General features: G+C 76.0%; 24 protein-coding genes. 9 read left to right on the top strand and 15 right to left on the bottom strand.

The annotated features are described in order from the left end of the window. The first annotated feature begins 266 nt into the window (after positions 1-266). The 4 genes from ACFY4B_RS18515 (at position 267) to ACFY4B_RS18500 (ending at position 4397) form a co-directional block, all read left to right on the top strand. On the top strand, positions 267-800 hold the full coding sequence (locus tag ACFY4B_RS18515) for a pyridoxamine 5'-phosphate oxidase family protein (RefSeq protein ID WP_074006278.1): 534 nt from the start codon (positions 267-269) through the stop codon (positions 798-800). 133 nt (positions 801-933) lie between these two features. Continuing rightward, positions 934-1890: a helix-turn-helix transcriptional regulator gene (locus tag ACFY4B_RS18510; protein WP_387968877.1), complete on the top strand. Its 957-nt coding sequence runs from the start codon at positions 934-936 to the stop codon at positions 1888-1890. Between the two features lie 108 nt (positions 1891-1998). Continuing rightward, the gene (locus ACFY4B_RS18505; RefSeq protein ID WP_387968875.1) at positions 1999-2838 is read left to right on the top strand and encodes an alpha/beta fold hydrolase; all 840 of its coding nucleotides are present in this window, start codon (positions 1999-2001) and stop codon (positions 2836-2838) included. A gap of 308 nt (positions 2839-3146) precedes the next feature. Next, complete coding sequence (locus tag ACFY4B_RS18500; RefSeq protein WP_387968872.1) at positions 3147-4397, top strand: hypothetical protein; 1251 nt, start codon at positions 3147-3149, stop codon at positions 4395-4397. A 122-nt stretch (positions 4398-4519) separates the two neighbouring features. Here the strand turns inward: ACFY4B_RS18500 and ACFY4B_RS18495 are convergent, their stop codons facing one another. Continuing rightward, positions 4520-5266, bottom strand: a complete 747-nt coding sequence (locus tag ACFY4B_RS18495) for a MarR family transcriptional regulator (RefSeq protein ID WP_387968870.1) — start codon at positions 5264-5266, stop codon at positions 4520-4522. Positions 5267-5499: 233 nt separating this feature from the next. Here ACFY4B_RS18495 and ACFY4B_RS18490 point away from each other — a divergent pair, with 233 nt between their 5' ends. From ACFY4B_RS18490 to ACFY4B_RS18480, 3 genes are all read left to right on the top strand, one after another. Continuing rightward, positions 5500-6696: a serine hydrolase domain-containing protein gene (locus ACFY4B_RS18490; protein ID WP_387968868.1), complete on the top strand. Its 1197-nt coding sequence runs from the start codon at positions 5500-5502 to the stop codon at positions 6694-6696. A 67-nt stretch (positions 6697-6763) separates the two neighbouring features. After that, a complete protein-coding gene (locus tag ACFY4B_RS18485) occupies positions 6764-7720 on the top strand; it encodes a LysR family transcriptional regulator (RefSeq protein WP_387968866.1) in 957 nt (318 codons plus the stop codon). A gap of 67 nt (positions 7721-7787) precedes the next feature. Then, a complete protein-coding gene (locus tag ACFY4B_RS18480; protein ID WP_387968863.1) occupies positions 7788-9017 on the top strand; it encodes an MFS transporter in 1230 nt (409 codons plus the stop codon). A 138-nt stretch (positions 9018-9155) separates the two neighbouring features. Here ACFY4B_RS18480 and ACFY4B_RS18475 read toward each other — a convergent pair whose 3' ends face one another. The 14 genes from ACFY4B_RS18475 to ACFY4B_RS18410 all read right to left on the bottom strand — a co-directional run bounded on the left by ACFY4B_RS18475 (position 9156) and on the right by ACFY4B_RS18410 (position 22231). After that, complete coding sequence (locus ACFY4B_RS18475) at positions 9156-9833, bottom strand: SDR family oxidoreductase (protein WP_387968860.1); 678 nt, start codon at positions 9831-9833, stop codon at positions 9156-9158. Between the two features lie 130 nt (positions 9834-9963). Continuing rightward, entirely contained in the window at positions 9964-10758 is a 795-nt protein-coding gene (locus tag ACFY4B_RS18470) for an MBL fold metallo-hydrolase (protein WP_387968857.1), read from the bottom strand. A 183-nt stretch (positions 10759-10941) separates the two neighbouring features. Continuing rightward, positions 10942-11862 carry an alpha/beta hydrolase gene (locus ACFY4B_RS18465; RefSeq protein ID WP_387968854.1) on the bottom strand — a complete coding sequence of 307 codons (921 nt, stop codon included), beginning with the start codon at positions 11860-11862 and terminating at the stop codon, positions 10942-10944. Next, a complete protein-coding gene (locus ACFY4B_RS18460) occupies positions 11859-12560 on the bottom strand; it encodes an indole-3-glycerol-phosphate synthase (protein ID WP_387968851.1) in 702 nt (233 codons plus the stop codon). The genes ACFY4B_RS18465 and ACFY4B_RS18460 overlap by 4 nt, the downstream gene beginning before the upstream one ends. Then, the gene (locus ACFY4B_RS18455) at positions 12557-13273 is read right to left on the bottom strand and encodes a hypothetical protein (protein ID WP_074006269.1); all 717 of its coding nucleotides are present in this window, start codon (positions 13271-13273) and stop codon (positions 12557-12559) included. Before ACFY4B_RS18455 ends, ACFY4B_RS18460 begins: the two co-directional genes overlap by 4 nt. Continuing rightward, positions 13270-14415, bottom strand: a complete 1146-nt coding sequence (locus ACFY4B_RS18450; protein ID WP_049656704.1) for an acyl-CoA dehydrogenase family protein — start codon at positions 14413-14415, stop codon at positions 13270-13272. Before ACFY4B_RS18450 ends, ACFY4B_RS18455 begins: the two co-directional genes overlap by 4 nt. Positions 14416-14587: 172 nt before the next feature. Next, positions 14588-14962, bottom strand: a complete 375-nt coding sequence (locus ACFY4B_RS18445) for an ectoine synthase (protein ID WP_049656703.1) — start codon at positions 14960-14962, stop codon at positions 14588-14590. Beyond that, the gene (gene trpA, locus ACFY4B_RS18440) at positions 14956-15858 is read right to left on the bottom strand and encodes a tryptophan synthase subunit alpha (RefSeq protein ID WP_387968849.1); all 903 of its coding nucleotides are present in this window, start codon (positions 15856-15858) and stop codon (positions 14956-14958) included. The genes ACFY4B_RS18445 and trpA overlap by 7 nt, the downstream gene beginning before the upstream one ends. Continuing rightward, on the bottom strand, positions 15851-16879 hold the full coding sequence (locus ACFY4B_RS18435) for a hypothetical protein (RefSeq protein ID WP_049656702.1): 1029 nt from the start codon (positions 16877-16879) through the stop codon (positions 15851-15853). Before ACFY4B_RS18435 ends, trpA begins: the two co-directional genes overlap by 8 nt. A 5-nt stretch (positions 16880-16884) precedes the next feature. Continuing rightward, complete coding sequence (locus ACFY4B_RS18430) at positions 16885-17166, bottom strand: acyl carrier protein (RefSeq protein WP_049656700.1); 282 nt, start codon at positions 17164-17166, stop codon at positions 16885-16887. Positions 17167-17241: 75 nt separating this feature from the next. Next, positions 17242-18762: an AMP-binding protein gene (locus tag ACFY4B_RS18425; RefSeq protein ID WP_387968846.1), complete on the bottom strand. Its 1521-nt coding sequence runs from the start codon at positions 18760-18762 to the stop codon at positions 17242-17244. Positions 18763-18767: 5 nt separating this feature from the next. Then, a complete protein-coding gene (locus ACFY4B_RS18420; RefSeq protein ID WP_387968843.1) occupies positions 18768-19661 on the bottom strand; it encodes a MaoC family dehydratase in 894 nt (297 codons plus the stop codon). Next, positions 19658-20893, bottom strand: a complete 1236-nt coding sequence (locus ACFY4B_RS18415; RefSeq protein ID WP_049659472.1) for a beta-ketoacyl synthase — start codon at positions 20891-20893, stop codon at positions 19658-19660. Before ACFY4B_RS18415 ends, ACFY4B_RS18420 begins: the two co-directional genes overlap by 4 nt. 126 nt (positions 20894-21019) lie before the next feature. Then, positions 21020-22231 carry an aminotransferase class I/II-fold pyridoxal phosphate-dependent enzyme gene (locus ACFY4B_RS18410; RefSeq protein ID WP_049659474.1) on the bottom strand — a complete coding sequence of 404 codons (1212 nt, stop codon included), beginning with the start codon at positions 22229-22231 and terminating at the stop codon, positions 21020-21022. A 485-nt stretch (positions 22232-22716) separates the two neighbouring features. On the opposite strand from ACFY4B_RS18410, the gene ACFY4B_RS18405 reads away from it, so the two are divergent. Next, positions 22717-23589 carry a BTAD domain-containing putative transcriptional regulator gene (locus ACFY4B_RS18405; protein ID WP_380740881.1) on the top strand — a complete coding sequence of 291 codons (873 nt, stop codon included), beginning with the start codon at positions 22717-22719 and terminating at the stop codon, positions 23587-23589. 657 nt (positions 23590-24246) lie between these two features. Beyond that, positions 24247-24600, top strand: coding sequence for a helix-turn-helix transcriptional regulator (locus ACFY4B_RS18400; RefSeq protein ID WP_049660701.1), 354 nt, complete (start codon positions 24247-24249; stop codon positions 24598-24600). The last annotated feature ends 14 nt before the right edge of the window (positions 24601-24614 follow it).

Genomic DNA, 24614 nt, shown 5'->3' with positions numbered 1-24614 from the left:
CCCGGGTGCGCGGGCCCGGGGCCCCCCCCCCCGCCGCGGCGCCCGGGGGGGGGGGGCGGGGGCGCGCCCCCCCCGGGGGCCCCCGGGGGGGGGGCCGGCGCCCCCCCCCCCCCCCCCACTCCCCCACCAGCGGCCGGGCGCGTGGAAAACCGCAGGACACCGCGGGAAATCACGACAGAAGGTGTCGGGTTTCGCGGGGACAGTAGGGGGCGCCGGTCGGTGTCGTGGTGGCACGGGCCGGGACGACGGACAGACAAGGACCCCCCATGCGCGAAACACCCGACGAGCTCCACCGGCTCCAGGCCCTCCTCGACGCCTCGCTCGCCCGCTCCACCGCGCACCTGCGGTCGATCATCAACAGCGAGCGCTCGCTCACCGCCGACCAGCTCACCGGTGTGCTCACCGGCATGTGCACGCTCGCGCTGTCCACGGTGACGGCGAAGGGCGAGCCGCGGATCAGCGGCGTGGACGGGCACTTCCTGCACGGCATGTGGCACTTCGGCACCGCGCGCGGCGCCGCCAAGGCCCGGCACCTCGCCGCCCGGCCCGCCGTCAGCGCCGCGCACCTGCGCGGGGAGGACCTGGGCGTGTTCACCCACGGCACCGCGGAGGTCCTCAACCCGCACGGCGGCGAGCCGGCCGCCGACTGGCCGGAACTGCTCGCGTACTTCCGGGACTTCTACGGCCCCGACGCCTTCGACTGGGACAACGACGTCGTCTACTACCGGCTGCACCCGCAGTGGATGACCGCGTTCGCCCCCGACCCCGCCAAGCTCGACGCGGCCGCCGACGAGGCCTGACCCCGCCCGCACCGGGCCCGCCCGCACCCGGCCCCGGGCCCGGCGACAATGGAGCCGGGCCACCGCACCGCGCAGCCGGCACACACGGGCGGGCCCACCAGGCAACACCAGGCAGGCGACGGAAAGGGGCGACGTGCGGGCGAGCCGGGCCATCGCGCTGCTGCTGCTCCTGCAGAACCGGCGGACGATGACCGCCACGGAGCTCTCGGCCGAACTGGAGGTCTCCGAGCGCACCGTGCAGCGCGACGTCGCCGCGCTGGTGGAGGCCGGGGTGCCGGTGTACGCGGAGCGCGGCCGCGGCGGCGGCTACCGGCTCGTCGACGGCTACCGCACCCGCCTCACCGGCCTCGAACGCGCCGAGGCCGAGGTCCTGCACCTGGCCGGGCTGCCGGGCCCGCTGCGTGACATGGGCCTGGCGGGGCAGGCCCTCGCCGCCCGGCTGAAGGTCGCCGCCGCCCTGGGCGACGCCCCCGCGGCCGCCGCCCGGCGCTTCCACCTCGACGCGCCGGCCTGGTTCCGCGACGCCCCGACCCCCGCGCTGCTCGCCGAGGTGTCGCGCGCCGTGTGGGAGGACCGCGTCCTGCACGCCCGCTACGCGGCGCGCTCCGGCACCCGGGAGCGGCGGCTGGAACCGTACGGCCTGGTCCTGAAGGCCGGGCAGTGGTACCTCGCGGCGCGCGGCCCCTCCGGCCGGGTCGGCTCGTACCGCGTCGACCGCTTCGAGAGCGCCGAGGCCGGCGACGAACGGTTCGAGCGCGACCCGGAGTTCGACCTCGCCGCCTACTGGGCCGCGGCGGCCCGGGAGTTCACCCGCGCCATGCTGCGCGAGCGGGCGGTGGTGCGGCTGAGCCCGTTCGCCGTCGAGAACCTCGCCGCCCTGCTGGAGCCGACGGCCGCCGCCGACGCCCTCGCCACCGCGGGCCCGGCGGACGCCGACGGCTGGGTCACCGCGACCCTGCCGGTCGAGACCTGGGACATCGGCTACCTCGAACTGCTGCGCCTGGGCCCGGAGGCCGAGGTCCTCCACCCGCCCGAGCTGCGCGCCCGCCTGGCCGAGGCGACCCGCCGCGCCGCCGCCCTCTACACCTGACCGCCCCGCCCCCCGACCGGCCCCGGAGCGGGCCCGCCGCCGTCCGCGCCGCCCGGGATAGGTTTCCCCCTGCCGCACACGGCGGTTCGCGAGAAGGGGGCGTACGGGATGACGGACGGATCCGCGGACCGTCCCGCCGAGTCGTTCGTCCGGCTCGGCGGGCGCCGGTTCGCCTACCTGGACTTCGGCGGCCCCGGGCCGGCCGTGCTCGCCCTGCACGGGCACTTCGGGCGGGGCCGGATCTTCGCGCCGCTGGCCGCCGCGCTCGCCGGCCGCTACCGGGTCCTCGCCCTCGACCAGCGCGGGCACGGACTGTCCGACAACGGGGGCGAGTTCACCCCGGACGCCTACGCGGCCGACGCGGCGGCGTTCCTGGAGGCGCTCGGCCCGGCACCGGCCGCCGTGCTGGGGCACTCGATGGGCGGCGCGGTCGCCTTCCACCTCGCCCACCGGCGCCCCGACCTCGTGGCAGCCCTCGTGGTCGCCGACATGACGACCCTCAACCGGGAGCCCGAGACCAGCCCCGTCCTGGACGTGTCCGGCTGGCCCCGCCGGGCCCCGACCCGCCGCGCCCTGGCCCGGGCGCTGGCGGAACGCGGCGTCCCGGCCGGCTACTTCATGGACAGCGCCGCCGAGTTCCCCGACGGCTGGGGGTTCCTCTTCGACACCGCCGACATGACGGCCTCCCAGGCCGCCCTCACCGGCGACTTCACGGCCGTCTGGAACGCCTCCGCCCAGCCCGCCCTGCTCCTGCGGGCCGCCGACAGCTTCCTCCTCACCCCCGCCACCGCACGCCGGATGGCCCGCGAACGCCCGAACACCCGCCTGGCGGAGGTCCCGCACAGCGGGCACTGGCTCTACGCGGACGCCCCCGACACCTTCGCCCACCAGGTCCGCGCCTTCCTCGACCACACCCACCCGGCGGCCCCCGCGACCGCGGCCGGATGACCCGCACCACCCGGCGCGAGGGCCCGGGCAGCCCGTACGGCAACGGCCGCACCTGCGGCCCCGGCCGCGCCTTCGGAACCACGGCCGGAACGCCTTGTTCACCTGCGGGAGAGGAACCCGGCCACTAGAGTCGCGTCCATGACAGACCGCCGCCGGTTCGCGCGGCCCGGGTCTTCGGCCGCACACCGGCGGCAGCACGCGGTCCATCCCGTTCCACCGCACCACCGGCCCGCCCGGCCCGATCCGGCGCGATCCGCATCGCGGCAGGCCGGCCGCCATGTCGCCGAGCAGACGAGGGAACCCGTGTCATGACCATCCGCACCGCCCTCCGCCGCACAGCCGCCGCGGCAGCAGCGGCCGCGCTCGCCACCGGGGCACTGCTGGCAGCCCCGGCCGCCGCCGCACCCGCCCCCACGCCCGCCCCCGCCTCCGCCACCCCGCCCATCACCGTGCTGGCCACCGGCATGCCCGACAAGCCCTTCAGCGATCCCACCGCCGTCAACAACGCCGATGTCGTCGTCGGCTACGCCTGGGCCGACGGACAGAGCAACCAGACCAGCGCGATCCGCTGGAACCCCGACCACCAGCCCACCACCCTGCCGCCACTGCCCGGCGAGGACTACGCGCGGGCCCTGGGGGTGAACGACGCCGGCACCGCCATCGGCACCTCCTGGCCCGCCCCCCGGGCCTACTCGACGGCCACCGCCGTGCGCTGGGCCGCCGACGGCACACCCACCGCCCTGCCCCCGCTGCCCGGCGACACCCACAGCAACCCCACCGCGATCGGCGGCAGCGGCATCGTGGTCGGCGCCTCCACCGACGCCACCGGAAAGAGCCACGCCGTCGCCTGGCACCCGGACGGCACCACCGTCGCCCTCGCCCCCCTGCCCGGCGACGACAACGCCGTGCCCTACGACGTCAACAGCACGGGCGTCGCGGTCGGCCAGTCCTACACCTGGACCGGGCTGCGGCACGGAACCGTCTGGAACCCCGACGGCACCGCCACCGCGTTCGTGACCGACCCGGCCGCCGCCGCCAGCTCGGCAGACCGGATCAACGACGCCGGCGCCATGGCCGGCAGGGTCTCCCTGCCGGAACCGGGCATCGGGAGCGTCTGGCACGGCCTGCTCCGCTCGGCCGACGGCACCCCGCACGACCTGGGACCGCGCACCTACCCCGGGGCGATCAACAGCTCGGGCGCCACCGTCGGCGACCACCAGCCCGACCCGGACCTCCCGCGGACGTACGCCGCGCGGTGGAGCCCGGACGGCACCCTCACCCGGCTCGAACTGGACCGGCCCACGGTCGGCAGGACCACCGCCGCGGACATCAACGACTCCGGCACCGTGGCCGGCTACGCGTGGGACGGCATACCCTCCCGGCAGTACCAGTCGGGCAAGGTCTGGGCCCCCGACAACACCGTCACCGACCTCGACCCGGCCGACACCACCAACAGCGCCCGGTTCGTGAACAACACGGGCCTGGTGGTCGGCGTGCGAATGCTCCGGCCGCCGGGCAGCCTCTACCCCTACCGCCAGGCCGCCGTCTGGCGCCCGTGACACCCGGCCGCCCCCGCCCAGCCCCGGGTACGGCCCGGGACAAGGGGACGGGGCACCCCCGCGGGCGGGCGGCCGGATGACCCGCACCACCCGGCCGCTCCCGGCCGGGGCCGGGAGACCGCTCACGGCGGGGAGGCCGCGCCCGCCCCGGCGTCCTCCCGGCCGCGCCGGCTCTCCTCGTGCCACTGCCGGATGCCGCGGACGATGTCCTGGCCGATCCGGTCCAGCAGCGCGGCCGCGCCGTCCATCCGGGCTCCGGCCGCGGTGGCCGGGCCGAGCAGTTCGGCGCCGTGGCGGGTGATCCCGGCGAGCACCGCGTTGCGCTCGGCGCTGGCCAGCAGCGCGCGGTGCCAGACGTCGTCGTCGATGACGTACCGCTCGCGGCGGTTGCGCCCGTCGCGCTCCCGGCGGACCAGGGCCTGGACCTCCAGGTAGCCGACCGCCTTCGAGACGGACGCCGGGCTGACCCGCAGGCGCCGCACCAGCTCACCCGCCGTCAGGGCGCCGTCCTCGGTGAGCTGGAGGCAGACCAGCACCCGCGCCGTCATCCGGGGCATGCCGCCGAGCGCCAGGAACTCGGCCAGCCGGTCACCGAACTGGCGGACCTCCTCCGTGTCGCGCCCGGGCACCGCCGGCTCCGGCACCGCCTCCCGGCCGGCCGCCGCCCGCCCGCGCCGGGAGCGCTGGACGGTGGCCCGCTGCGCCCGGTCGGCGCGGTAGCCGGACGGGCCGCCGTTGCGGGCGATCTCCCGGGTGACGGTCGACGTCGGCCGCCCGAGCTGCCGGGCGATCTCGCCGTACCCCCATCCCTCGGCCAGCCCGGTGGCGATCCGGTGGCGCTCCTGCTGGGTCAGTCTGGCTCCGGGCATCCGTCCCCGCCCCTCCTCGGTCGGACTCGGTCGGCCCAGTATCGGCCGACCCCGGCGACTGTTGCAATGGAACGCGGGCAGCTGTTGCATTCGTCGGCACGACCATTGCAAGGATGTCCCCGCTCCCACCTGCACAGACCATGCACGGCAATGGAGTTGACGTTGACCCGACCGTGAAGCGGCTCCTAGTTTCTTCCCAGGCCACGAACACCACGCCGAGGGGGAACACCAGCATGGGAATCACCAGGCGCGCCACCGCGCTGACCGCCACCGCCCTGACCACCGCCCTGACCGCGGGCGGCACCGCCACCGCCGCGCCGGCGCCCGCGACCCCGGACGCCCGGAACGGGCACCCCGGCGTCCAGCGGGTCCTGGAGCGCGCCGTGACCGAGGGCGGCGTGCCCGGCATCGTCGCCGAGGTCCGCGACGGGCACCGCGCCTGGTTCGGCACCGCGGGCGTCGCCGACCTGGCCACCGGGCGCCCCCGCCACGCCCAGGAGCGGTTCCGCATCGGCAGCACCACCAAGACCTTCGTCGCCACCGTCGTCCTCCAACTCGCCGCCGAGGGCCGGCTGGACCTGGACGACAGCGTGGAGCGGTGGCTGCCCGGCCTCGTCGACGGGCCCGGCTACGAGCCGGACCGGATCACCGTCCGGCAGCTGCTCGGCATGACGAGCGGGGTCTACAACTACGCGATGGACGCGAAGGTCCGCGCCGAGAACGAGGGCACCGGCTTCCTGCTCCACCGCTTCGACGACTACACGCCCGAGCAGCTCGTCCGCACCGGCACCGCCAACCGCCCGGACTTCGCCCCCGGCGCCGGCTGGACGTACTCCGACACCGGCTACGTCCTCGCCGGGCTGATCGTCGAACGGGCCACCGGGACCAGCCTGGCCGAGCAGGTCGACCAGCGCGTCATCACCCCGCTCGGCCTGAGCGGCACCTACACCCCCGGGCCCGACGACACCGCCCTGCGCGGCCCGCACGCACGCGCCTACTCCCGCCTGGGCGACCCCTCCCCCACCGCCCCCGTCCACGACGTGACCGAGCTCAGCCCCTCCTGGGGCTACGCCGCCGGCGACATGGTCTCCACCACCCGCGACCTCGACACCTTCTTCGCCGCGCTGCTGGGCGGACGGCTGCTGCCGCCCGCCCAGCAGCGGGAGTTGTTCACGATGGTCCCCACACCGCCCGGCGCGTGGATCCCGAACGCCGCGTACGGCCTCGGCGTCGGCTCCGTCACCCTGGACTGCGGACCGACCCTCTGGGGCATGGGCGGCGCCATCAACGGCTCCTGGACCTACACCTTCGGCACCCGCGACGGCGGCCACCTGCTCACCACCAACATCAACGGCGACTGGACCAACGGCAGTTGGCCGATCGCGGTGTTCACCTCCGAGCTGGAGGCCGAGTTCTGCCCCCGGCCCTGACCCCACCCGGGCCCCCGGACGCCGCGGCCCAGGGGGGCGGCCGGGGGCCGGGCGTAGCATCGGGCGGGTGTGGGAGCGACTGGAGATCGAGGGTTTCGTGGTCCTGGCCGAGGAGTTGCACTTCGGGCGGACGGCCGAGCGGCTGGGGGTCTCCAGGGCGCGGGTGAGCCAGACGATCCAGCGGCTGGAGCGCCGGGTGGGCGCGCCGCTGTTCGAGCGGACCAGCCGGCGGGTGCGGCTGACGGAGCTGGGGCGGCGGCTGCTGGAGGACGTCGGCCCGGCGTACCGGCGGATCGGGGACGGGCTGGAGCGGGCGCGGGCCGCGGCCCGGGGCGTCGAGGGGGTGCTCACGGTCGGCTACCTCGGCGGTGCGGCCGGGGAGTTCGTGATGGAGGTGATCGGCGCCTTCGCCCGCCGGCACCCGGGCATCGACGTGCGCATCCACGAGACGCAGGTGGCGTCCATGTTCGAGCCGCTGCGCGGCGGCGGGGCGCAGGTGCTGGTCACCCAGTTCCCGGTGGAGGAGGAGGACCTCGTGCGGGGCCCGGTGGTGCTGCGGGTGCCGCGGATGCTGGCGGTGCCGGCCAACCACGTGCTGGCCAGGCGGGAGTCGGTCGGGGTGGAGGACCTGGCGCGGGACCGGGTGTTCGCCTGTTCGGGGCACGTCCCCGGGTACTGGCAGGAGCGGTTGGCGCCGTCCGTGACGCCCGGGGGGCGGGTGGTGGAGCGCGGGCGGTCGGCGGCGACGCTGGCGGAGACCCTGGCGATGGTCGGGGCGGGGCAGGGCATCTCGCCGGTGGGGGCGGACGTGGCGGCGCACTCGGCGCCGCCGGGGGTGGTGTTCGTGCCGTTCGTGGACGCCGAGCCGCTCGAGTACGGGCTGGTGTGGCGGGCGGGCGGGGACAGCGCGCGGGTGCGGGCGTTCGCGGCGGTCGCGGTGGAGCGGGCCCGGGGGTGGAGCCGGGAGTGGGCGGAGCCCCCGGCGGCGGCGGTGGCGGTGGGGGCGGCGGGCCGGGACCGGTAAGCCTGGCTTACCGGTCGTTGCGCGTTCGGGGGCTGATCCGCGGGGCGGCGGCGGCCAGGCTGGTGCCATGACCAGCGATCTCTCGGCGCGCCGCGCCCCCTGCCCCGCATCCGCCCTCTCCCCCACCAACGCCCGTGCGCCTGAACTTCCGGCCGGGGCCGCCCTGTTCGCGCTCGCCCTCGGCGCGTTCGCGGTGGGCTCCGCCGAGGTGGTGGTCGCCGGGCTGCTGCCGCGGATCGCCGAGGACACGGGGGTGTCCCTGCCGACGGCGGGGGTGCTGGTGTCCGGGTACGCGGTGGGCATGGTCGTGGGGGCTCCCCTGCTGACCGCGCTCGGGGTCCGCGTCGCCCGCCGGCGGATGCTGCTGTACCTGGTCGGCCTGTTCATCGCGGCCGGCCTGGTCACCGCGCTCGCGCCGGGCTTCGGCGCGCTGCTGGCGGGGCGGGTGCTGTCCGCGCTGGCCGGCGGGGCGTACGTGGGGATCGCCTCCGCGGTGGCGACCTCGCTGGTGCCCGAGCGGCGCAGGGCCGGCGCGATCGCCGCCGTGTTCACGGGGCTCGGCCTCGCCAACGTGCTCGGGGTGCCCGGCGGTACCGCGCTCGGGCAGGCGCTGGGCTGGCGGGCCACGTTCTGGGCGGTGACCGCGCTGGGCGTGGTGCTGCTGGTCGCGCTGGCCGTCCTGCTGCCGCACGGGCCGGCGGCCCCGCGGGCCGGACTGCGGGCCGAGCTGCGGGTGTTCCGGCGTGCGGGGGTGTGGCTGGCCCTGGCCGCGACGGCCTTCGGCTGGGCGCCCTTCCTGACCGTCCTCACCTACGTCTCGCCGCTGCTGACCGAGGTCACGGGCTTCGGGTCCGGCGCGGTGCCGGTGGTGCTGATGCTGGTCGGCGTGGGCATGGTGGTCGGCACCCCGCTGGCGGGCCGGCTGGCCGACCGGGCGCCGGCGGCCGCGCTGTACGCGGCGCTGGCCGGGGTGACGGCCGTTCCGCTGCTGCTGCTCGCCGCCGTGCACAGCCGGGCCGCCGTGGCGGCCGCCTTCCTGCTGTTCGGCCTGGCCGGCGGGGCGGTCATCCCGCCGTTGCAGGCCCGGGTGCTGGCGCGGGCGAGCGGCGCGGACAACCTCGCCTCGGCCGCGAACATCTCCGCCTTCAACATCGGCAACGCGGGCGGCCCCCTGCTGGCGGGCGCGGCCCTGTCCGCCGGGGCCGGGTACACCGCACCGCTGGGGATCGCCGCCGCACTCGGCGCGGCGGGACTGGCGCTGGCCTGGGCGGCGCAGCGCAGCGACCGGCGCGGGTAGCGCCCGGAGCGGCGGGCGGACCGGCCCGTCTGCGGGGTGTGATGCGACCGGTGGGCCCGAGCGCTCGCGTCACGCCGCCGCGCGTGCCCGACACCGGCGCCGTCGATCGTGGGCCGGCGGGCTCGGCGGTCGGGTGGCTCAGTGGTCGGCGACGAGGCGCAGGGCGGTGCGTGCGACGGCCTCGTGGACGGGGACGGTGCCGGAGACGAGTTCCAGGACGCGCGGGGCCGTGGCGGGTGTGGTGAGCAGGTCCGCGAGGACGGCCGCGACGTCGGCCCGGTCGATCTCGCCGGGGCCGGTGTGTTCGGCGAGGTGGACCCGGCCGGTGCCGGGCCCGTCGCGGAACCAGGCGGGGCGCAGCACGGTGCAGTCGAGGGCGGGGCGGGAGAGCAGGTCCTGGTCGGCTCTGCCCTTGGCCTGGAGGAAGGTCTCGACGAGGGGGTCGGGCGGGTAGTGGATGGCGGGGTCGGCGCCCATGGCGGAGAGCATGACGAAGCGTCGCACTCCGGCGAGTTGGGTGGCGTCGGCGAGGGTGAGGGCGGCGTCGTGGTCGACGGGGTCGGCCTGTCCGGGGGCGTTGCCGCGGCCGGCGCCGGCGGCGAAGAGCACCGCCTGGGCGCCGGTGAGCAGGTGTGCGAGGTGGTGGGGGGTGGTGTGGGCCAGGTCGGTGACGGCGGGTTGGGCGCCGGCGGCGCGTACGGTGACGGCTTGTTCGGGGCGCCGGATGATCCCGGTCACCGGTAGGCCCCGGGTGGCGAGGAGACGGGTCGTCAGGAGTGCGACCCTGCCGTGGCCGCCCGCGATCACAACCGACATGCCGGTACCTTACGGGGCCGGTGCCCGCCCGGCCGCGACCGGCGCGCGTCTCGGGGCGGGGCGGGCGAGGCGTGGCGGCGGCGCGCGGGGCGGGCGGAGCGCAACGGCGGCGGGCGGGGCGGGTGGTGTGTCAGACGGCGACGAAGCGGCGGTGGCCGTCGGCGGTGAGGATGCGGCCGAAGCGCATGCCGGGGAAGTGGGCGGCGACGAGGAGGTCGTCGGTGTCGGCGGCTTCGTCGGCGATGCGGTTGCGCGCCGCGGAGGCGGCGGCGGGGTCGAGGTCCCAGATCACCTGCCAGTCGCGTTCGCCGAACTGGACGACGGAGTGGGCGATGTCGCCGAGCAGCAGTGCGCGGCGGCCGCCGGAGGACAGGACGTAGGCGGTGGTGCCGGGGGTGTGGCCGGGCACGTGGAGGGCGTCGATGCCGGGGGCGATGGTGAAGTCGGTGTCGAAGAGCTCCAGCCGGGCTTCGACGGGGGTGAGTGTGGCGACGGCTTCGGGGGTGGCGGCGGGGCCGGTGACGAAGTGCTGCCAGTCGGCGCGGTGGGCGCGGTAGACGGCGTTCGGGAAGACGGGGCGGCCGTCGACGGCGGCCCAGCCGACGTGGTCGAAGTGCAGGTGGGTGAAGAGCACGTCGGTGACGTCGGCGGGTGTGACACCTTGGGCGGCGAGGGAGTCGAGCAGGGCGCCGCCGTGGTAGCGGCCGACGTCCCGGGGTCCGACTCCGGCGTCGACCAAGACGGTCCGCTCCCCGCTGCGCACCAGGAAGCCGCCGAGGGGCAGGTGGAGGGTGCCGTGCGGGTCGAGGTGGTGGGCGTGGCAGGCCCAGGGGTCGTCGGTGCCGGGGCGGGTGAGGATCTCGGCGGCGGTCTCGGTGCCTTCTCCGTCCATGACCGCCAGGACCTCGATGTCGCCGATCCTCATGTGCTGCCCCTCTCGTGACGGTGCGTCGTGGGCCCGGGTGGAACGGGGGTCCGTTCGTGGGCCATCGGTGGCAACCGTGCCGGGCGGGCGGGGATTCCCGCCGGTGGGGGGCCGGGCCCCGCCGCCCCTTGCCCGAGGGGGCGGCGGGGCCCTTCCACCCGCGCCAGATGGTCTGTGGGGCCGTCAGACGGCCGCGAGGAGGGGCCCGGGGGCCGCGGCGGCGGGTGCGGCCGCGCCGGGGGCGGGGGCGGGGCGGGTGAGGCAGTCGTCGGTGAAGGCGAGGGCCCGCAGGTGGTAGGGGCGGGCGGCGTGGCCCAGGGAGAGGTTGTGGCCGGCGCGGCGGGCGGTGGCCAGGTGGGCGAGGCCGTCGGGGAAGGCGGCGGTCAGGGCGGCGCGGGAGGCCGGGTCCAGGCGCCACCAGTGCTCGTGGTCGGCGAGGGTGAGGCGTACGGGGACGCGTACGCGGGCGGCGAGGGCGTTGTAGCGGGCGGGCCAGGTGGCCAGTTCGCGGGATTCGAGGGCGGGGACGGGGGTGAGCAGGGTGCGGGCGGCGTGGAAGGTGCCGGGCGGGTAGAGGTGGAGGGGGCCCCAGTTGAGGCGGCCGCCGCCGGCGAGGTCGTCGGGGCGGTCCCAGGCGCCGGGGGCGTAGTGCTGGGCGAGGCCGGAGATGTCGCAGCCGAGCAGGGGCAGGCGGGGGTCGTCGGGCCAGTGGGCGGCGAGTTGGAGGGCTATTTTGCCGCCGAAGGAGTGGGCGAGGAGTTGGACGCCGGCGCCGGTGGGGTGGGCGCGGGCGTAGTCGGTGAGGGCGGCGTGGAGGGTGGCGGCCTGGTCGGCGATGAGCTGGCCGTGCGGCAGGCGGTGGGCGGAGGCGCCGTGGCCGGGGCGGTCGACGGCGAGGACGGTGTAGCCGAGGTCGGCGGCGAGGGTGAGCAGGCTGGTGTCGGGGTGGGCGGGGCCGGCGAAGTAGGCGGCGCGCATGCCGCGGCCGTGGATGGCGAGGACGACGGCCTTGGGGGCGTGGTGTTCGGGTTCGGCGACCAGGGCGGAGACGGGGATGCCGGCGGCGTCCAGGACCAGGGAGCGGGTGCGCAGGTCGTTCTTCACGCGGCGACCCCCGCTCTGGCGGCGTCGAGGTCGGCGAGCCAGCCGGTGAGGTCGCCGGTGCGCATCAGGGAGGTGCCGATGAGCAGGGCGGCGTAGCCGGCGTCGAGGAGGCGGGCGGCGTCGTGGGGGTCGGTGATGGCGGAGGCGGAGACGGGGGCGCGGCAGCCGGCGGCGCGTAGGGCGGGTAGCAGGCGCAGGCTGCGGCCGAGGTCGCCGCGGTCGCGTTCGCGGGTGCGGATGTCCTTGTTGTTGACGGCGACGACGCATTCGGCGATGCGGGGCAGGGTGTCGAGTTCGCGTTCCTCGGTGATCTCGACGAAGGGGGTCAGGCCGAGGTCGAGGGCGGTGGTGACGAGGCGGGTGAGGGAGGTGGCGGGCAGCAGGGCGGCGGTGAGCAGGACGGCGGAGGCGCCGAGGGCTCGGGCGGCTTCGAGTTGGGCGGGGCGGGTGAGGAAGTCCTTCTGGAGGACGGGGAGTTCGGTGGCGGCGGTGACCTCGCGCAGGAGGCGGGGGGTGCCGCCGAACCAGCGGCCGGTGACGACGGACAGGCAGGGGGCGCCGGCCTGTTCGTAGCGGGTGACGAGGTCGGTGACGGTGCGGGGGCCCAGGAGGTCGGCGCCGTGGGGGTCGCGGAGTTTGACCTCCATGACCAGGGGGCGGGGGGCGGCCAGCAGGGCGTCGATGAAGCTCGGGCTCATGCGGGGGTCTCCTGGAGGCGCGGGTGCCAGGCGCGGGTGAGGGCGGTGACGGCTTCGTGGGTGAAGCGGCCGGTGCGGTCGCGGGCGGCGGTGTCGATGTCGGCGCCGGCGTACAGGGGGTGGTCGGTGACGGTGCGGTAGGTGTCGCGGTTGGTGGTGTTGAGGCCGCCGGCGAGGAGGAAGGGGATGGTGAGGCGGGGCAGCAGGGCGTGGACGTGGGCGGGGTCCAGGGCCTGGCCGGTGGAGCCGACGCGGCCGTCGTCGGTGACGGTGTCCAGGAGGAACAGGTCGCATCCGGCGCGTTCGAAGGCGCCGGTGAAGGCGCGTTCCAGGCAGCGGCCGCGGGAGAGGTGGAGGACTTTGACGAGGACGGCGTACGGGAGCTGTTCGCGCAGGTCGGCGACGAGGGCGGGGCTCTGGTAGGCGTGGAGCTGGATCCAGCGGATGCCGGTGGCGCGGGCGAGGGCGGCGATCTTTCGGGCGTCGTCGAGGAAGGTGACGAGGACGGGTTCCAGGCCCAGGCGGATGGCGGTGGCGGCGAGGTCGGCGAGGCGGTCGGCTTCGAGGTCGGCGGGGCCGCCGGGGACGCCGTGCCACAGGCCCACCAGGGTGGGGCCGGTGTCGGCGAGGAGGGCGAGGTCGGCGCGGGTGCGGGCGCCGCAGACCTTGAGGTGGCCGGCGCGCCGGGGGGCCAGCAGGGCGGGGGCGGTCATTTGCCCAGTCCGAGCATGGCGGCGATGCGGTTGTACTGGATCTCGTTGCTGCCGGAGTAGATGGTGCCGGCGACCGCGTTGCGCACGTCCTTCTCCAGTCCGTACTCGGACATGTAGCCGTTGCCGCCGAAGACCTGGACGGCGGCCAGCGAGGTGGCGAGGTTGGATTCGCTGGTGAGGAGTTTGGCGATGGCCATGTCGACGGTGACGTTGTCGCCGGCCTCCAGGCGCTGGGCGGTGTCGTACAGCCACTTGCGGGCGGTTTCGAGGCGGATCTTGGTGTCGACGATCTTGTTGGCGACCGACTGGTAGGAGCCGATGGGCTTGCCGAAGGACATGCGGGTCTTGGCGTAGTCCAGGCAGCGGGTGAGGCGGTGCTGCATCTCGCCGGTGTTGACGATGAAGGTGTAGAGGATCTCGCGTTTCATGACGTGGTCGAGGACGAGGAAGCCGCCGCCGACGCGGCCCAGGACGCGGTCGGCGGGCACGCGGACGTCGTCGAAGTAGAGCTCGGAGAGCGGGGAGGTGCGCAGGCCCATCTTCTTGATGGGGTTTCCGGTGGTCAGGCCAGGGGTGTCGGCGTCGACGAGGAAGGCGGTGACGCCGAGGGCGCCGCCCTGGGGGTGGGTGCGGGCGTAGACGACGACGACGTCGGCGACGGGGCCGTTGGAGACGAAGGTCTTGGCGCCGTTGAGGACGAAGTGGTCGCCGTCGCGTACGGCGCGGGTGCGCATCTGCATGGCGTCGGAGCCGGACTCGGACTCGGTGATGGCGTGGGCGCCGATGGCCTCGCCGGAGGCGATGCGGGGCAGGTAGGCGTCCTTGAGGGCGGGTGAGCCGAAGGCCTGCAGGGGGACGCCGGTGGAGGCCATGGAGGTGGTGACGGAGAAGTTGAGGCCGCCGTCGCGGCAGGTGTGGCCGAGGCCTTCGAGGACGTACATGGTGGTGAGCAGGGACTGGCCCAGGCCGCCGTAGCGTTCCTCGAAGGGCAGGGAGAGGATGCCGGTCTTCTGGATCATGCGCCACTTGTCGTGGGAGAAGGCGGCCTGTTCGTCGCCTTCGATGTGGCCGGCGCTGAGGTCGTCGCCGAAGCGGGCCAGGCCCTCGCGCAGGGCCGTCTGGTCGGCGTTCCAGCGGATCATGGGATGTGCCGCCTTCCTCCCGGGCCGCCGGTGCGGGGCGCGGGGTGGCAGGCCGGCGCCCGGTGGCGCCGGCTCACGTCGGTTCCTGGGGCCCACCCCGGGGGCCCGGGCCCCCGGGGGTGCGGGGGCGGCGGGCCCCGGTGGGGGCGCGGGGTGCCTCTGGGCTCGGGGCCTAGTAGGCGGAGGAGGAGTGGGCGTCGAGCTGGTGGACCTCGTCGCCGCGCAGGGCCGGGGAGAAGACGCACACCAGGCGCAGGTCCTCCTCGGGGCTGGCGACGAGGTAGTGGGCGTCGTGCTCGTCGAGGGCGTAGAGGCGTCCGGGGGTGATGGGGTGGGAGGTGCCGTCCATGTCGATGACCTCGCCGGAGCCGGCGATGCAGTAGCAGGCCTCGAGGTGGTTGCGGTACTCCAGGCGGGACTTGGTGCCGGCGTTGACGACGGTGTCGGTGAGGCTGTAGCCGAGGCCGTCGCTCTCCACCAGGAAGCGGCGGGACAGGCCGTTGCCCCACTCGACGGTCTTCACGTCGGCCAGGTCGCGGATCAGCATGCGGGTTGTTCCTCTCGGGTCGTGGTGCCGGCGGGGGTGGTGCGGGTGCCGGTGGTGCCGGGGGTGGTGCCGGTGGTGCGGGGTCCGCCGGGCCGCTCCGGGAGGGCGGGGCGGGGGCGGAGGTCGGTGAGGTAGGCGCGCAACTCGTCGACGGGGTCGAGGCGTTCGGTCAGCGCGTGCTCGACGCGGGCGACGGCGGCGGAGCCGACGATCGCGGCGTCGGCTCCGGCGGCGGCGACGGCGGCCAGGTCGGCGGCGGCCTTGACGCCGAAGCCGACGGCGACGGGGGTCGCGGGGGCGGCGGTGCGCAGCGCGGTGACGGTGTCGGCGAGGGCGCGGTGGCCGTGTGCGGGGGTGGTGCCGGAGCGGCCGTAGTGGGCGACGAGGTAGACGTAGGCGTCGGTGGCGCCGTGGGCGGCGGCGGTGAGGACCTCGGGGGTGGAGGCGGGGTAGCAGGTGGTGACCTGGGGCAGGCCGGTGTGGTGCAGGGCGTGCTGCCAGGCGGGGCGCAGGCGCGGGGGCAGGGCGTGGACGAGCAGGGCGCGGGCTCCGGCGTCGCGGATGGCGGTGGCGGTGGCGGTGGGGTCGCGGTGGCGCAGGCTGTGGCTCCAGTCGGCGAGCAGGGCGACCTTGAGGTGGGTCAGGCGGGGGGTGAGGTCGGCGAGTTCGGCGAGGACGGTGTCCAGGGTGGTGCCGGCCGTCAGGGCGCGGGTGGCGGAGCGGCGGATGACGGGGCCGTCGGTGGGTGAGTCGGGGAAGGGGACGGCGAGTTCGAGGACGTCGACGCGCTGGTCGTCGAGCATGAGCGCGAGGTCGGTGAGGCGGCCGGCGGGGTCGCCGGCGTTGAGGAAGAGCGCCAGGCCCAGGTCGTCGCGGGGGAAGAGGGGTTCAGACACCGGCGGTCTCCCTGGGGCGGGTGGCCAGGCGCGTGGCCAGGGCGTGGGGGGCGCCGTCGGCGAGGGCGTCCAGGGCGGTGGTGTAGGCGGTGTGCCAGCGGGTGTGGCGGCCGGAGGCGAGGGCGAGGGCGGCGGCGTTGAGGGCGATGGTGTGGGTGGCGGTGGTTCCGGCGCGGCCGGCGAGGGCGCGTAGGAAGTGGCCGGTGAGGTCGTGGGGGTGGGGGGCGAGGTCGGCGAGGGTGCCTTCGGCGGGGGCGACGGCGCCGGCGGGCAGGTGGATGTCGCCGTCGGGGGTGTGGAGGGTGTTGTCGGCGAAGGGCAGGAGTTCGTCGGCGCCGGCGCTGTTGTGGGCGAGCCACACGGTGCGGGTGGTGGTGTTGGCGGCCAGGGGGCGCAGGGCGGCGAGGGCGGTGGGGGTGGCGGTGCCGGTGAGCTGGGCGGTGACGGGGACGGTGGCGAGCAGGGGGCCGAGGGTGTTGAGGAACGCGCCGAAGGGTTTGAGGGTGAGCGGGTAGAGGGTGCGGGCGAGGCGGGTGAGGGCGGGCGGGTAGACGTGGGGGCCGGCGAAGGCGATGTTGTGGCGGGCGAGGTGGTCGGCGGTGGCGGTGTGGCTGGAGGTGAGGGTGATGCCGAGGCGTTCGAGGAGGTCGACGGAGCCGGCGGCGCTGGTGTAGGCGCGGGAGCCGGTCTTGACGACGGGGATGCCGATGGCGGCGGCGGTGAGGGCGGCGGCGGTGGAGAGGTTGAAGGTGGCGGGTCCGCCGCCGGTGCCGACGATGTTGACGCTGCCGGGGTGGGCGGGGCCGGGGTCGGGGGTGCGTTCGGTGAGCGAGGTGTGCAGGGCGGTGAGGGTGTCGGGGTCGGGCAGGCGGGTGGTGAGGGCGGCCAGCAGGGCCGCTGCCTGGGCCCGGTCGCTGTCGGCCGGGCCCAGGGTGCGGTGTTCGAGCTGGTCCCACCACGAGCGCCAGGCCGCCAGGTCGACGGGGCGGGCGGCGAGGAGCGCGGTGAGGGCCTGGTGCATGGCTGTCAGCCGCCCACGGTGACGCCGGCGGCGGTGGCGGCGGTGGTGCGGCGTTCGGTGATGAAGGCGTCGATGGCGGCCACCGAGCGGAAGTTGTTGGGGTCGAGGTCGGTGTCGTCGACGGGGAGGGTGAAGTGGTCCTCGACCCAGGCGATGAGTTTGAGGACGCCAAGGCTGTCGATGACGCCGTCGGAGAGCAGGTCGTGGTCGTCGGCGAGCTGGTCGGGGGTGATGTCGGGCAGGAACTCGTCGATGAGGAACCGCTTGATCTGGGCGATGTTGCTCATGTCGGCAACTCCCTTGCGTCGGTGGCCTGGTGGCCGCTGCTTTGGGTTGGGTGGCGGTGCGGGTGGTGCGGGGTGTTACGGGGCGGGCAGGACGGCCTTGCGGTCGACCTTGCCGGTGGCGGTCTTGGGCAGGGGGGCGTCGTGGATGGCGAGCTTCTCGGGGACGGCGGCGCGCGGCAGGTTGCGGGCCAGGTGCTCGCGCAGGACGAGGCTGTTGAGGGTGGAGCCGGGGGTGCGCTGGACGGCGGCGTGCAGGCGTTTGCCGGTGAGCGGGTCGCTGGCGGCGGCGACGGCGGCTTCGCGCACGTCGGGGTGGGCGAGCAGGACGCGTTCGATCTCGGCGGTGTTGACGGCGACGCCGCGGACCTTGACCTGGAAGTCGGCGCGGCCGGTGAGGTGGACGCGTCCGGCCTCGTCGCGGGTGACGAGGTCGCCGGTGCGGAACCAGCGGCGGCCTTCGCCGGCGCCTTCGGGCTGGGTGGTGAAGCGTCCGGTGTCGCGGGAGCGGTCGAGGTAGCCGGCGGCCTGGAAGGGGGTGGAGACGTAGAGTTCGCCGCTGCCGGGGCCGTCCAGGGGGGTGCCGTCGGCGGTGGCGACCAGGGTGCGTACGCCGGGCAGCGGGGTGCCGATGGGCACGGGCAGGGCGGCGGCGGCGTCCAGGCGGTCCAGGCGGTGCAGGAAGCTGTCGTTGGTCTCGGTGCAGCCGTAGATGTTGTACAGCTCGGCGCCGGGCAGCAGGGCGGGCAGGGCGGCGAGGGTGCGGGCGTCGATGGCGTCGCCGGTGAACGCGGCGTGCTCGACGCTGTCCAGGACGTGGGCGGTTCCGGCGGCCTGGACGAGCAGGGCGTAGGCGAGGGGGACGGCCTGCAGGACGTGGGGGCGGTGGCGGATGAGCTGGGCGAGCAGGTGGCGGGCGTTGAGGGCGTGGGCGGGGTCGATGAGCAGGCAGGTGCCGCCGGCGGCGAGGGTGGCCCACACGTCGAGCAGGGCGAGGTCGAAGTTGAGGGGCGCGTAGTTGGCGACGGTGCGGCCGGGGCCGAGGTCGAAGGTGTCGTGGGCCCAGGCGGTGAAGCGGTCGACGGCGCCCTGCGCGAGGGGGACGATCTTGGGCAGGTCGGTGGAGCCGGAGGTGGTGAGCATGAAGGAGGTGCCGGCCGCGAGGGTGGGCACCGGGGCGGGGTGGGGCAGGGCGGGCAGCCGGGGGGCGTCCTGACCCAGGGGGGCGAGCAGGCGCCGCGCGCCGGCCTGGGCGAAGAGCGCGGCCAGCAGGGCGGGGGCGAGCTGCGGGGAGGGCAGCAGGAAGGGGCGGCGCTCCATCAGGCAGGCCAGCACCAGGGCGACCGCGGCGGGTGACTTGACGGCGTACAGGCCCACCGGTTCGCCCGGTGCCAGGTCGAGGGCGTTCAGGCGGGCGCGTTCGGCGTCGGCGGCCTGCGCGAGCTCCCGGTAGCTGACGCTCTGGTCGTGCCAGAGCAGGGCGGGGGCGTCGGGGCGGGTGCGGGCGTGGGCGGTGAACGCGTCGGGCAGGGCGAGCGGCGGCAGCGCGGTGTCCTGGACGGGGCGGCCGAACGGGGCGCTGCTGGGGGTGGTGGTCATGGCGTTCACTCCCCCGCCGGTGCGATGCGCGCCCAGCCGGCCTTGACGGCGGTGCCGGCCTCGGTGGCGATGGTGAAGCGCACCACGGTGCCCCGGTCGTGGGGCTGGAGGGTCAGGCGCAGTTCGGTGCCGGGGCGGGTGGGGGCGGCGAAGCGGGCGCCGAGCGCGGTGACGCGGGCGGGGTCGCCGCCGGCGTGGCGGTCGGTGATCTCCTCGGCGGCCAGGGCGACGAGGTGCATGCCGTGGGCGATGGTGCCGGGGAAGCCGGCCGCGCGGGCGGCGTCGTCGTCGAGGTGGATGGGGTTGAGGTCGCCGGAGGCGTGGGCGTAGGCGCGGGTGTCGCCGGCGTCCAGCACGTGGGTGAGGACCTGGGGCGGGCCGTCGGGCACGGAGCCGGGGTGGGCGGCCGGCGGCAGGGCGCCGTACGGCTCGGCTCCGGTGGCGCCCAGCAGGAGCGCGGCGGTGGCGAGGTCGGCGAGCGGGGCGCCGGTGGCCGCGTCGGTGAGGCGGGTGGTCAGGGCCAGGCGGGTGCCGCGGGCCTCGCGGCGCACGGCGGCGACCTCGACGGCGACGTCGACGTCCCCCGCCGTGAGCGGGGCGTGGGTGCGGATCTCCTGGGCGAGGTGGACCACGCCGGTGAACCCGTGGTCGCCGGCGGTCAGCGCGCTGACGGTGTGCTGGGCGAGGGCGTGGGCGGCGACGAAGGGGTGCGCGGGGCCGGCCCCGGCGCGGGCGGGGGCGCCCAGGCGGGCGCGGGCCGCGGCCCGGTAGGCGGCCAGGTCGCGGTCGGTGACGTGCAGGCGGGTGCGCGACACCGGACCGGCGGGCGCGGTCACGGCGGGTACGGCCTGTCCGGCGGGGGCGGCTTGTGCGGCGGGTGTGGTCGTGGGTGCGGTCATAGCGGGGTCACCACCAGGGTCGTGTTGTGGCCGCCGAAGCCGAACGAGTTGGACAGGGCCGCGCCGGCGCGCACCGGGCGCGGCGCGGTGTGCACGACGTCGAGGTCCAGGCCCTCTTCGGTCTTCTCGTGGTTGGCGGTGGGAGGGACGGTGCGGGCGTTCATGGCCTCGATGGCGGCGATCAGCTCGACGGCGCCGGCGGCGCCGATCAGGTGGCCGATGGCGCCCTTGGTGGAGGTGACCGGCACGCCGTGGGGGCCGAACACGGCGCGCAGGGCGGCGGCCTCGGCCCGGTCGTTGTGCACGGTGGAGGTGCCGTGGGCGTTGACGTGGGCGATGTCGCCGGGCGCGAGGGCCGCGTCGGCGAGGGCGGCGCGCATCGCGGCCACCGCGCCGGCGCCGTCGGGGCGCGGGTTGGACAGGTGGTAGGCGTCCGCGCTCGCGCCGTACCCGGCGAGCAGGGCGTACGGGGTGCGGCCGCGGGCCCGGGCGTCGTCCAGGCGTTCCAGGACGAGGAAGCCGGCGCCCTCGCCCATCACGAAGCCGTCGCGGTCGGTGTCGAAGGGCCGTGAGGCGCGCCGGGGTTCGTCGTTGCGCAGGGAGTGCGCGCCGAGGTTGCCGAACGCGGCCAGGGTGACGGGGGTGAGGGTGGCCTCGCAGCCGCCGGCGATCACCACGTCGGCGCGCCCGGTCTCCAGCAGCAGGGCGCCGTGGCCGATCGCGTCCGCGCCGGAGGCGCAGGTGGTGGCGATGGTCAGGGCGGGCCCGTTCCAGTGCAGGCGCATCGCGATCTGGGCGGCGGCCGCGTTGGGCATGGTGACCAGCGGCATCAGCGGGGAGACCCGCAGCGGCCCGTGCTCGGTGTACAGCGCGGACTCGCGGTCGCTGGTGGTGCGTCCGCCCACGGCGGTGCCCACCACGATGGCGCTGCGCCCGGGTTCGGGTTCGGGGCGTCCGGCGTCGGCGTGGGCGGCGAGTGCGGCGAGGGTGCCGTAGTGGGCGAACGGGTCGAGGCGGCGGGCGTCCTTGGCGGGGACGAGGTCGTTGTCGGGCAGGTCGGTGACCTTGCAGCCCAGGCGCACCCGGTGGCGGGCCAGGGCGGGGTCGGTGAGGGCGGTGGCGGTGGAGCGCCCGGAGGCGACGGTGCGCCAGAGGTCCTCGACGGTGTGGCCGGCGGGGCTGACCACGCCGAGGCCGGTGACGGCGATCGGCGGCCGGTGGTGGGGGGCCATGGCTTCGTCTCCTTAGCGCGGTCGCGCGGGCGGCCCGGCGGTGGCGGCGGGGGCGGGGCGGGCTGGTCCGGGCCGGCCGGCCGGATCAGGCGGGCGGGGCGGGCCGGATCGGGCGGGCCGGGCGGGTCAGATCAGGCCGGTCTGGGCGGCGGCGGTCAGGAACGCCTCGGCGGCGAAGTCGATGTCGGCGGCGGTGTGGCGGGCGGTGACGGCGATGCGCAGCCGGGCGAGGTCGTTGGGCACGGCGGGGGTGACGACGGGCAGGCCGATGACGCCGGCCTTGCGGCAGGCGGTGGCGTAGTCGTAGGCGGCGTCGTCGCTGCCGGCGATGACGGGCAGGACGGCGGTGGTGGAGTCCATGGTGGAGATGCCGGCGTCGTTGAGGCGGGTGCGCAGGCGCTGGGCCTGGGTCTGGGTGTGGGTGACGCGCTCGGGTTCGCGGCGCAGGATGCGCAGGGACTCCAGGGCGGCGCCGGTCTGGGCGGGGCCGAGGGCGGCGGAGAACAGGAACGGGCGGGCGGCGTAGCGCAGGTGGCCGATGAGGTCGTGGCTGCCGGCGATCCAGCCGCCCATGGAGGGGATGGCCTTGGAGAGGGTGCCGAGTTTGACGTCGACGCGGACCTTGTGGTCGAAGTGCTCCTCGATGCCGCCGCCGGTCTTGCCGATGACGCCCAGGGCGTGGGCCTCGTCGACCATGAGGAGGGCGTCGTAGCGGTCGCAGACCTCGCGCAGTTCGGGCAGCGGGGCGATGTCGCCGTCCATGGAGTAGACGCTGTCGACGATGACCAGGCGCACGCCAGTGGGGGCGGCGGCCTTGAGGCGGCGCTCGAGGTGGTCGACGTCGTTGTGGCGGAAGCGGGTGACGGTGGCGCCGGACAGGCGGCAGCCGTCGACGATGGAGGCGTGGTCGTACTTGTCGATCAGGACGGTGTCGCCCTGGCCGACGAGGGCGCCGACGGTGCCGACGTTGGCGGCGTAGCCGGAGCCGAAGACCAGGGCGCGTTCGCGGCCGGCGAAGCGGGCGACCTCGGCTTCGAGTTCCTCGTGCAGGGGGATGGTGCCGGCCAGGGCGCGCACGCCGTGGTTGCCGGTGCCGTAGACGTCGACGGCGGCCTTGGCGGCGGCCACGACGCGTTCGTCGCCGGCCAGGCCGAGGTAGCTGTAGCCGGACATCATGAGCAGGCGCTCGCCGTCGAGGTCGCAGTAGGCGCTGTCGCGTTCCATGGTGTAGGCGACGAAGCTGTTGCGCCGGGAGGGGTCGGACTCCAGTGCGGCCACGCGGGCGTTCGTTGCGGCGAGCTTCGGCTCCAGGCGGTCCCATGCTCCGGTGGCGTTCACGGGTTTCTCCTTCACGGCGTCACGGTGTTCACGGCTTTTCACGGTTGTTCGCGGCTGTTTCGCGGTTGCGTGCGGCTGTTTCGCGGTTGTTCGGGGCTTTTCGCGGCTCGGGGTGTTTCTCGAAGCCTTCACGCGGGGTGCTCAAGGATGGCTACATTTCTACGGCAGGATGCGCAAGGCGTCCGCAATAGGCGCTTTCCTGGCCTGCGGGAACGCTCTGACGTGCGGAAACCTTGCGTCCACGACGCATTGACCGGCCGGTGGGTATGTTTCCGCAACCGGTGTTGACACCGCGCGATGCGGCGAATGTATGGTCGAAATCCGCCGAAACCGAACGGCTGGTCGGCGGTTTATTGTTCCGATCCGCAATTTCCCACGCCGACGGCCGGAACGGGCCGTCACTTCCGCTTTGGCTCGAGGGGGTTGGAGCTCGTGTTGAAAGGCTTCAGGGAAGACGGTCCGTCCGGTAGATCGGGGGCCCGCGCATGCTGATCCGCCTGACCGGTCTGGTGGCCGTCGAGCACGAGGACGGCGCCCCGCAGCACCTGTCCAGCGCCCAGGCCCAGGTGGCGTTCGCCCGCCTGGTGCTGGAGCGCTCCAGCGGCACCAGCCGCGACCAGCTGGCCGACACCATCTGGCCCGACGGCCTGCCCGACACCTGGGCCTCCGCGCTGCGCAGCGTGGTGAGCCGGGTGCGGGCGTTCGTCACCGATCCGGGGCAGGGGCCCGGTGCGACCCCGCTGATCTCCCAGGGCGGGCGGTACGTGCTGCGGCTGCCCGCGGACGCGGCGGTGGACCTGGAGGCGGCGGCCTCGGCGGTCGGCGAGGCCGGCGAGGCGCTGGCCTCGGGCGGCCACGCGGTGGCGCAGCAGCTGGCCGCGGGGGCGCTGGCGAACCTGCGCGGGGCGTTCCTGCCCGACCACGAGGGCGAGTGGGCGCAGGGGGTGCGCGAGCACGTGGAGGAGCTGCGCATCAGCGCGTTGGAGACGGCGAGCCTGGCGGCGTCGGCGCTGGGCGAGGAGCACCACGCGCTGCGCTGGGCGGACGAGGCGGTGCGCCGGGCGCCGTTCCGGGAGAGCGCCTACCGCTGCCGGATGGAGGCGCTGGCCGCCTCCGGCAACCGGGCGGAGGCGCTGCGCTGCTACCAGCAGCTGCGTCAGGTGCTGGCCGAGGAGCTGGGCATCGACCCGGCCGCCGAGACCCAGGAGCTCTACCTGGCGATGCTGCGCTCCCCCGTGCCGGCGGCGCCGGCGCCGGCGGCGGTGCGGGCGGTGGACCCGGTGCTGATGGGGATCTTCGAGCCGCTGGCGCTGACCCGCCTGGCCCGGGCGGCGCCGGCGCCGGTGCGCGCGGCCTGAGCCCGGGGCCCCGCGCCCGCGCCTGCCGTGGTGCCGCTGCGGCGTGCCCCGCCGGTCCCCGGTCCGGCGGGGCGCGCCGCCTGTCTCCGCGCGCCCTCTCCTTCCGGCCGCCGCCCCGGGCCTCGCGCCGTCGTGCCCGGCGGTCTTCGGCGGTCCCCGGTCGTCCTCGGCGGCCCTTTGCGGGGCCTCTCCCCCGTGCCGCCCGCCACGACGCGCTCCTCTCTTCCGGCCGTCCTCGGCCGCGCGCCGCCGCGCCCGGCGGTCCTCGGCGGTCCCCGGTCGTCCTCGGCGGCCCTTTGCGGGGCCTCTCCCCCGTGCCGCCCGCCACGACGCACCTCCTCTTTTCCCCGCCGTGCCGCGCCGCACATCCCCTCTTTCCCGGCCGTCCTCGGCCGCGCGCCGTCGTGCCCGGCGCTCCCGCGCGGCCCGCGGCCGGCCCCCGTGCGGGGCGGCGGGGCGTGTTGCGCGGGTGTTGCGGTGGGTGTGGGCGGCGGGTGGGGCGCGGGGGCGGTCCGGGGGTCCGGCGCGCCTCCCGGGGGCGGAGGCCGGGGGCCGGGCGATCGTCCCTGGTAGCGTCGTGCTCGTGAAGTCGCGCACACGGCGCGGTTTTTGACTGTCGGACAGACGGGGGTCGAGTGTTGGGAAGGGGTGGTGGGTGTGGGGCGGGCACGCGTGGCGGCGCGGGTGATCGTGCACCCTGGTGTGGAGGACGTGAGCGTCCAGCAGGTGCTGGAGGCGCTCGCTGATCCGGCCCGCAGGACGGTGGTGCGCACGCTCGCGCACTCGGGAGCCGATCTCAGCTGCGGTTCCTTCGACCTGCCGGTGGGGCGTTCGACCTCCAGCCACCACTTCAGCGTGCTGCGCGAGGCGGGGCTGCTGCGCCAGTACTACGTGGGCACCACCAAGATGAACGCGCTGCGCAGCGAGGAGTTGGAGCGGCGGTTCCCGGGGCTGCTGGCGGCGGTGGTGGCCGCCGCCGACGCGGAGGCCCGCCGGGCCCCGGGGGCCTGAGGGCCCGCCGGCCC

This window comes from Kitasatospora sp. NPDC001261 (assembly GCF_042896795.1).
In the GTDB taxonomy this organism is placed as follows: Bacteria; Actinomycetota; Actinomycetes; order Streptomycetales; family Streptomycetaceae; genus Kitasatospora.
This window is presented reverse-complemented; position numbering and strand designations above follow the sequence as displayed.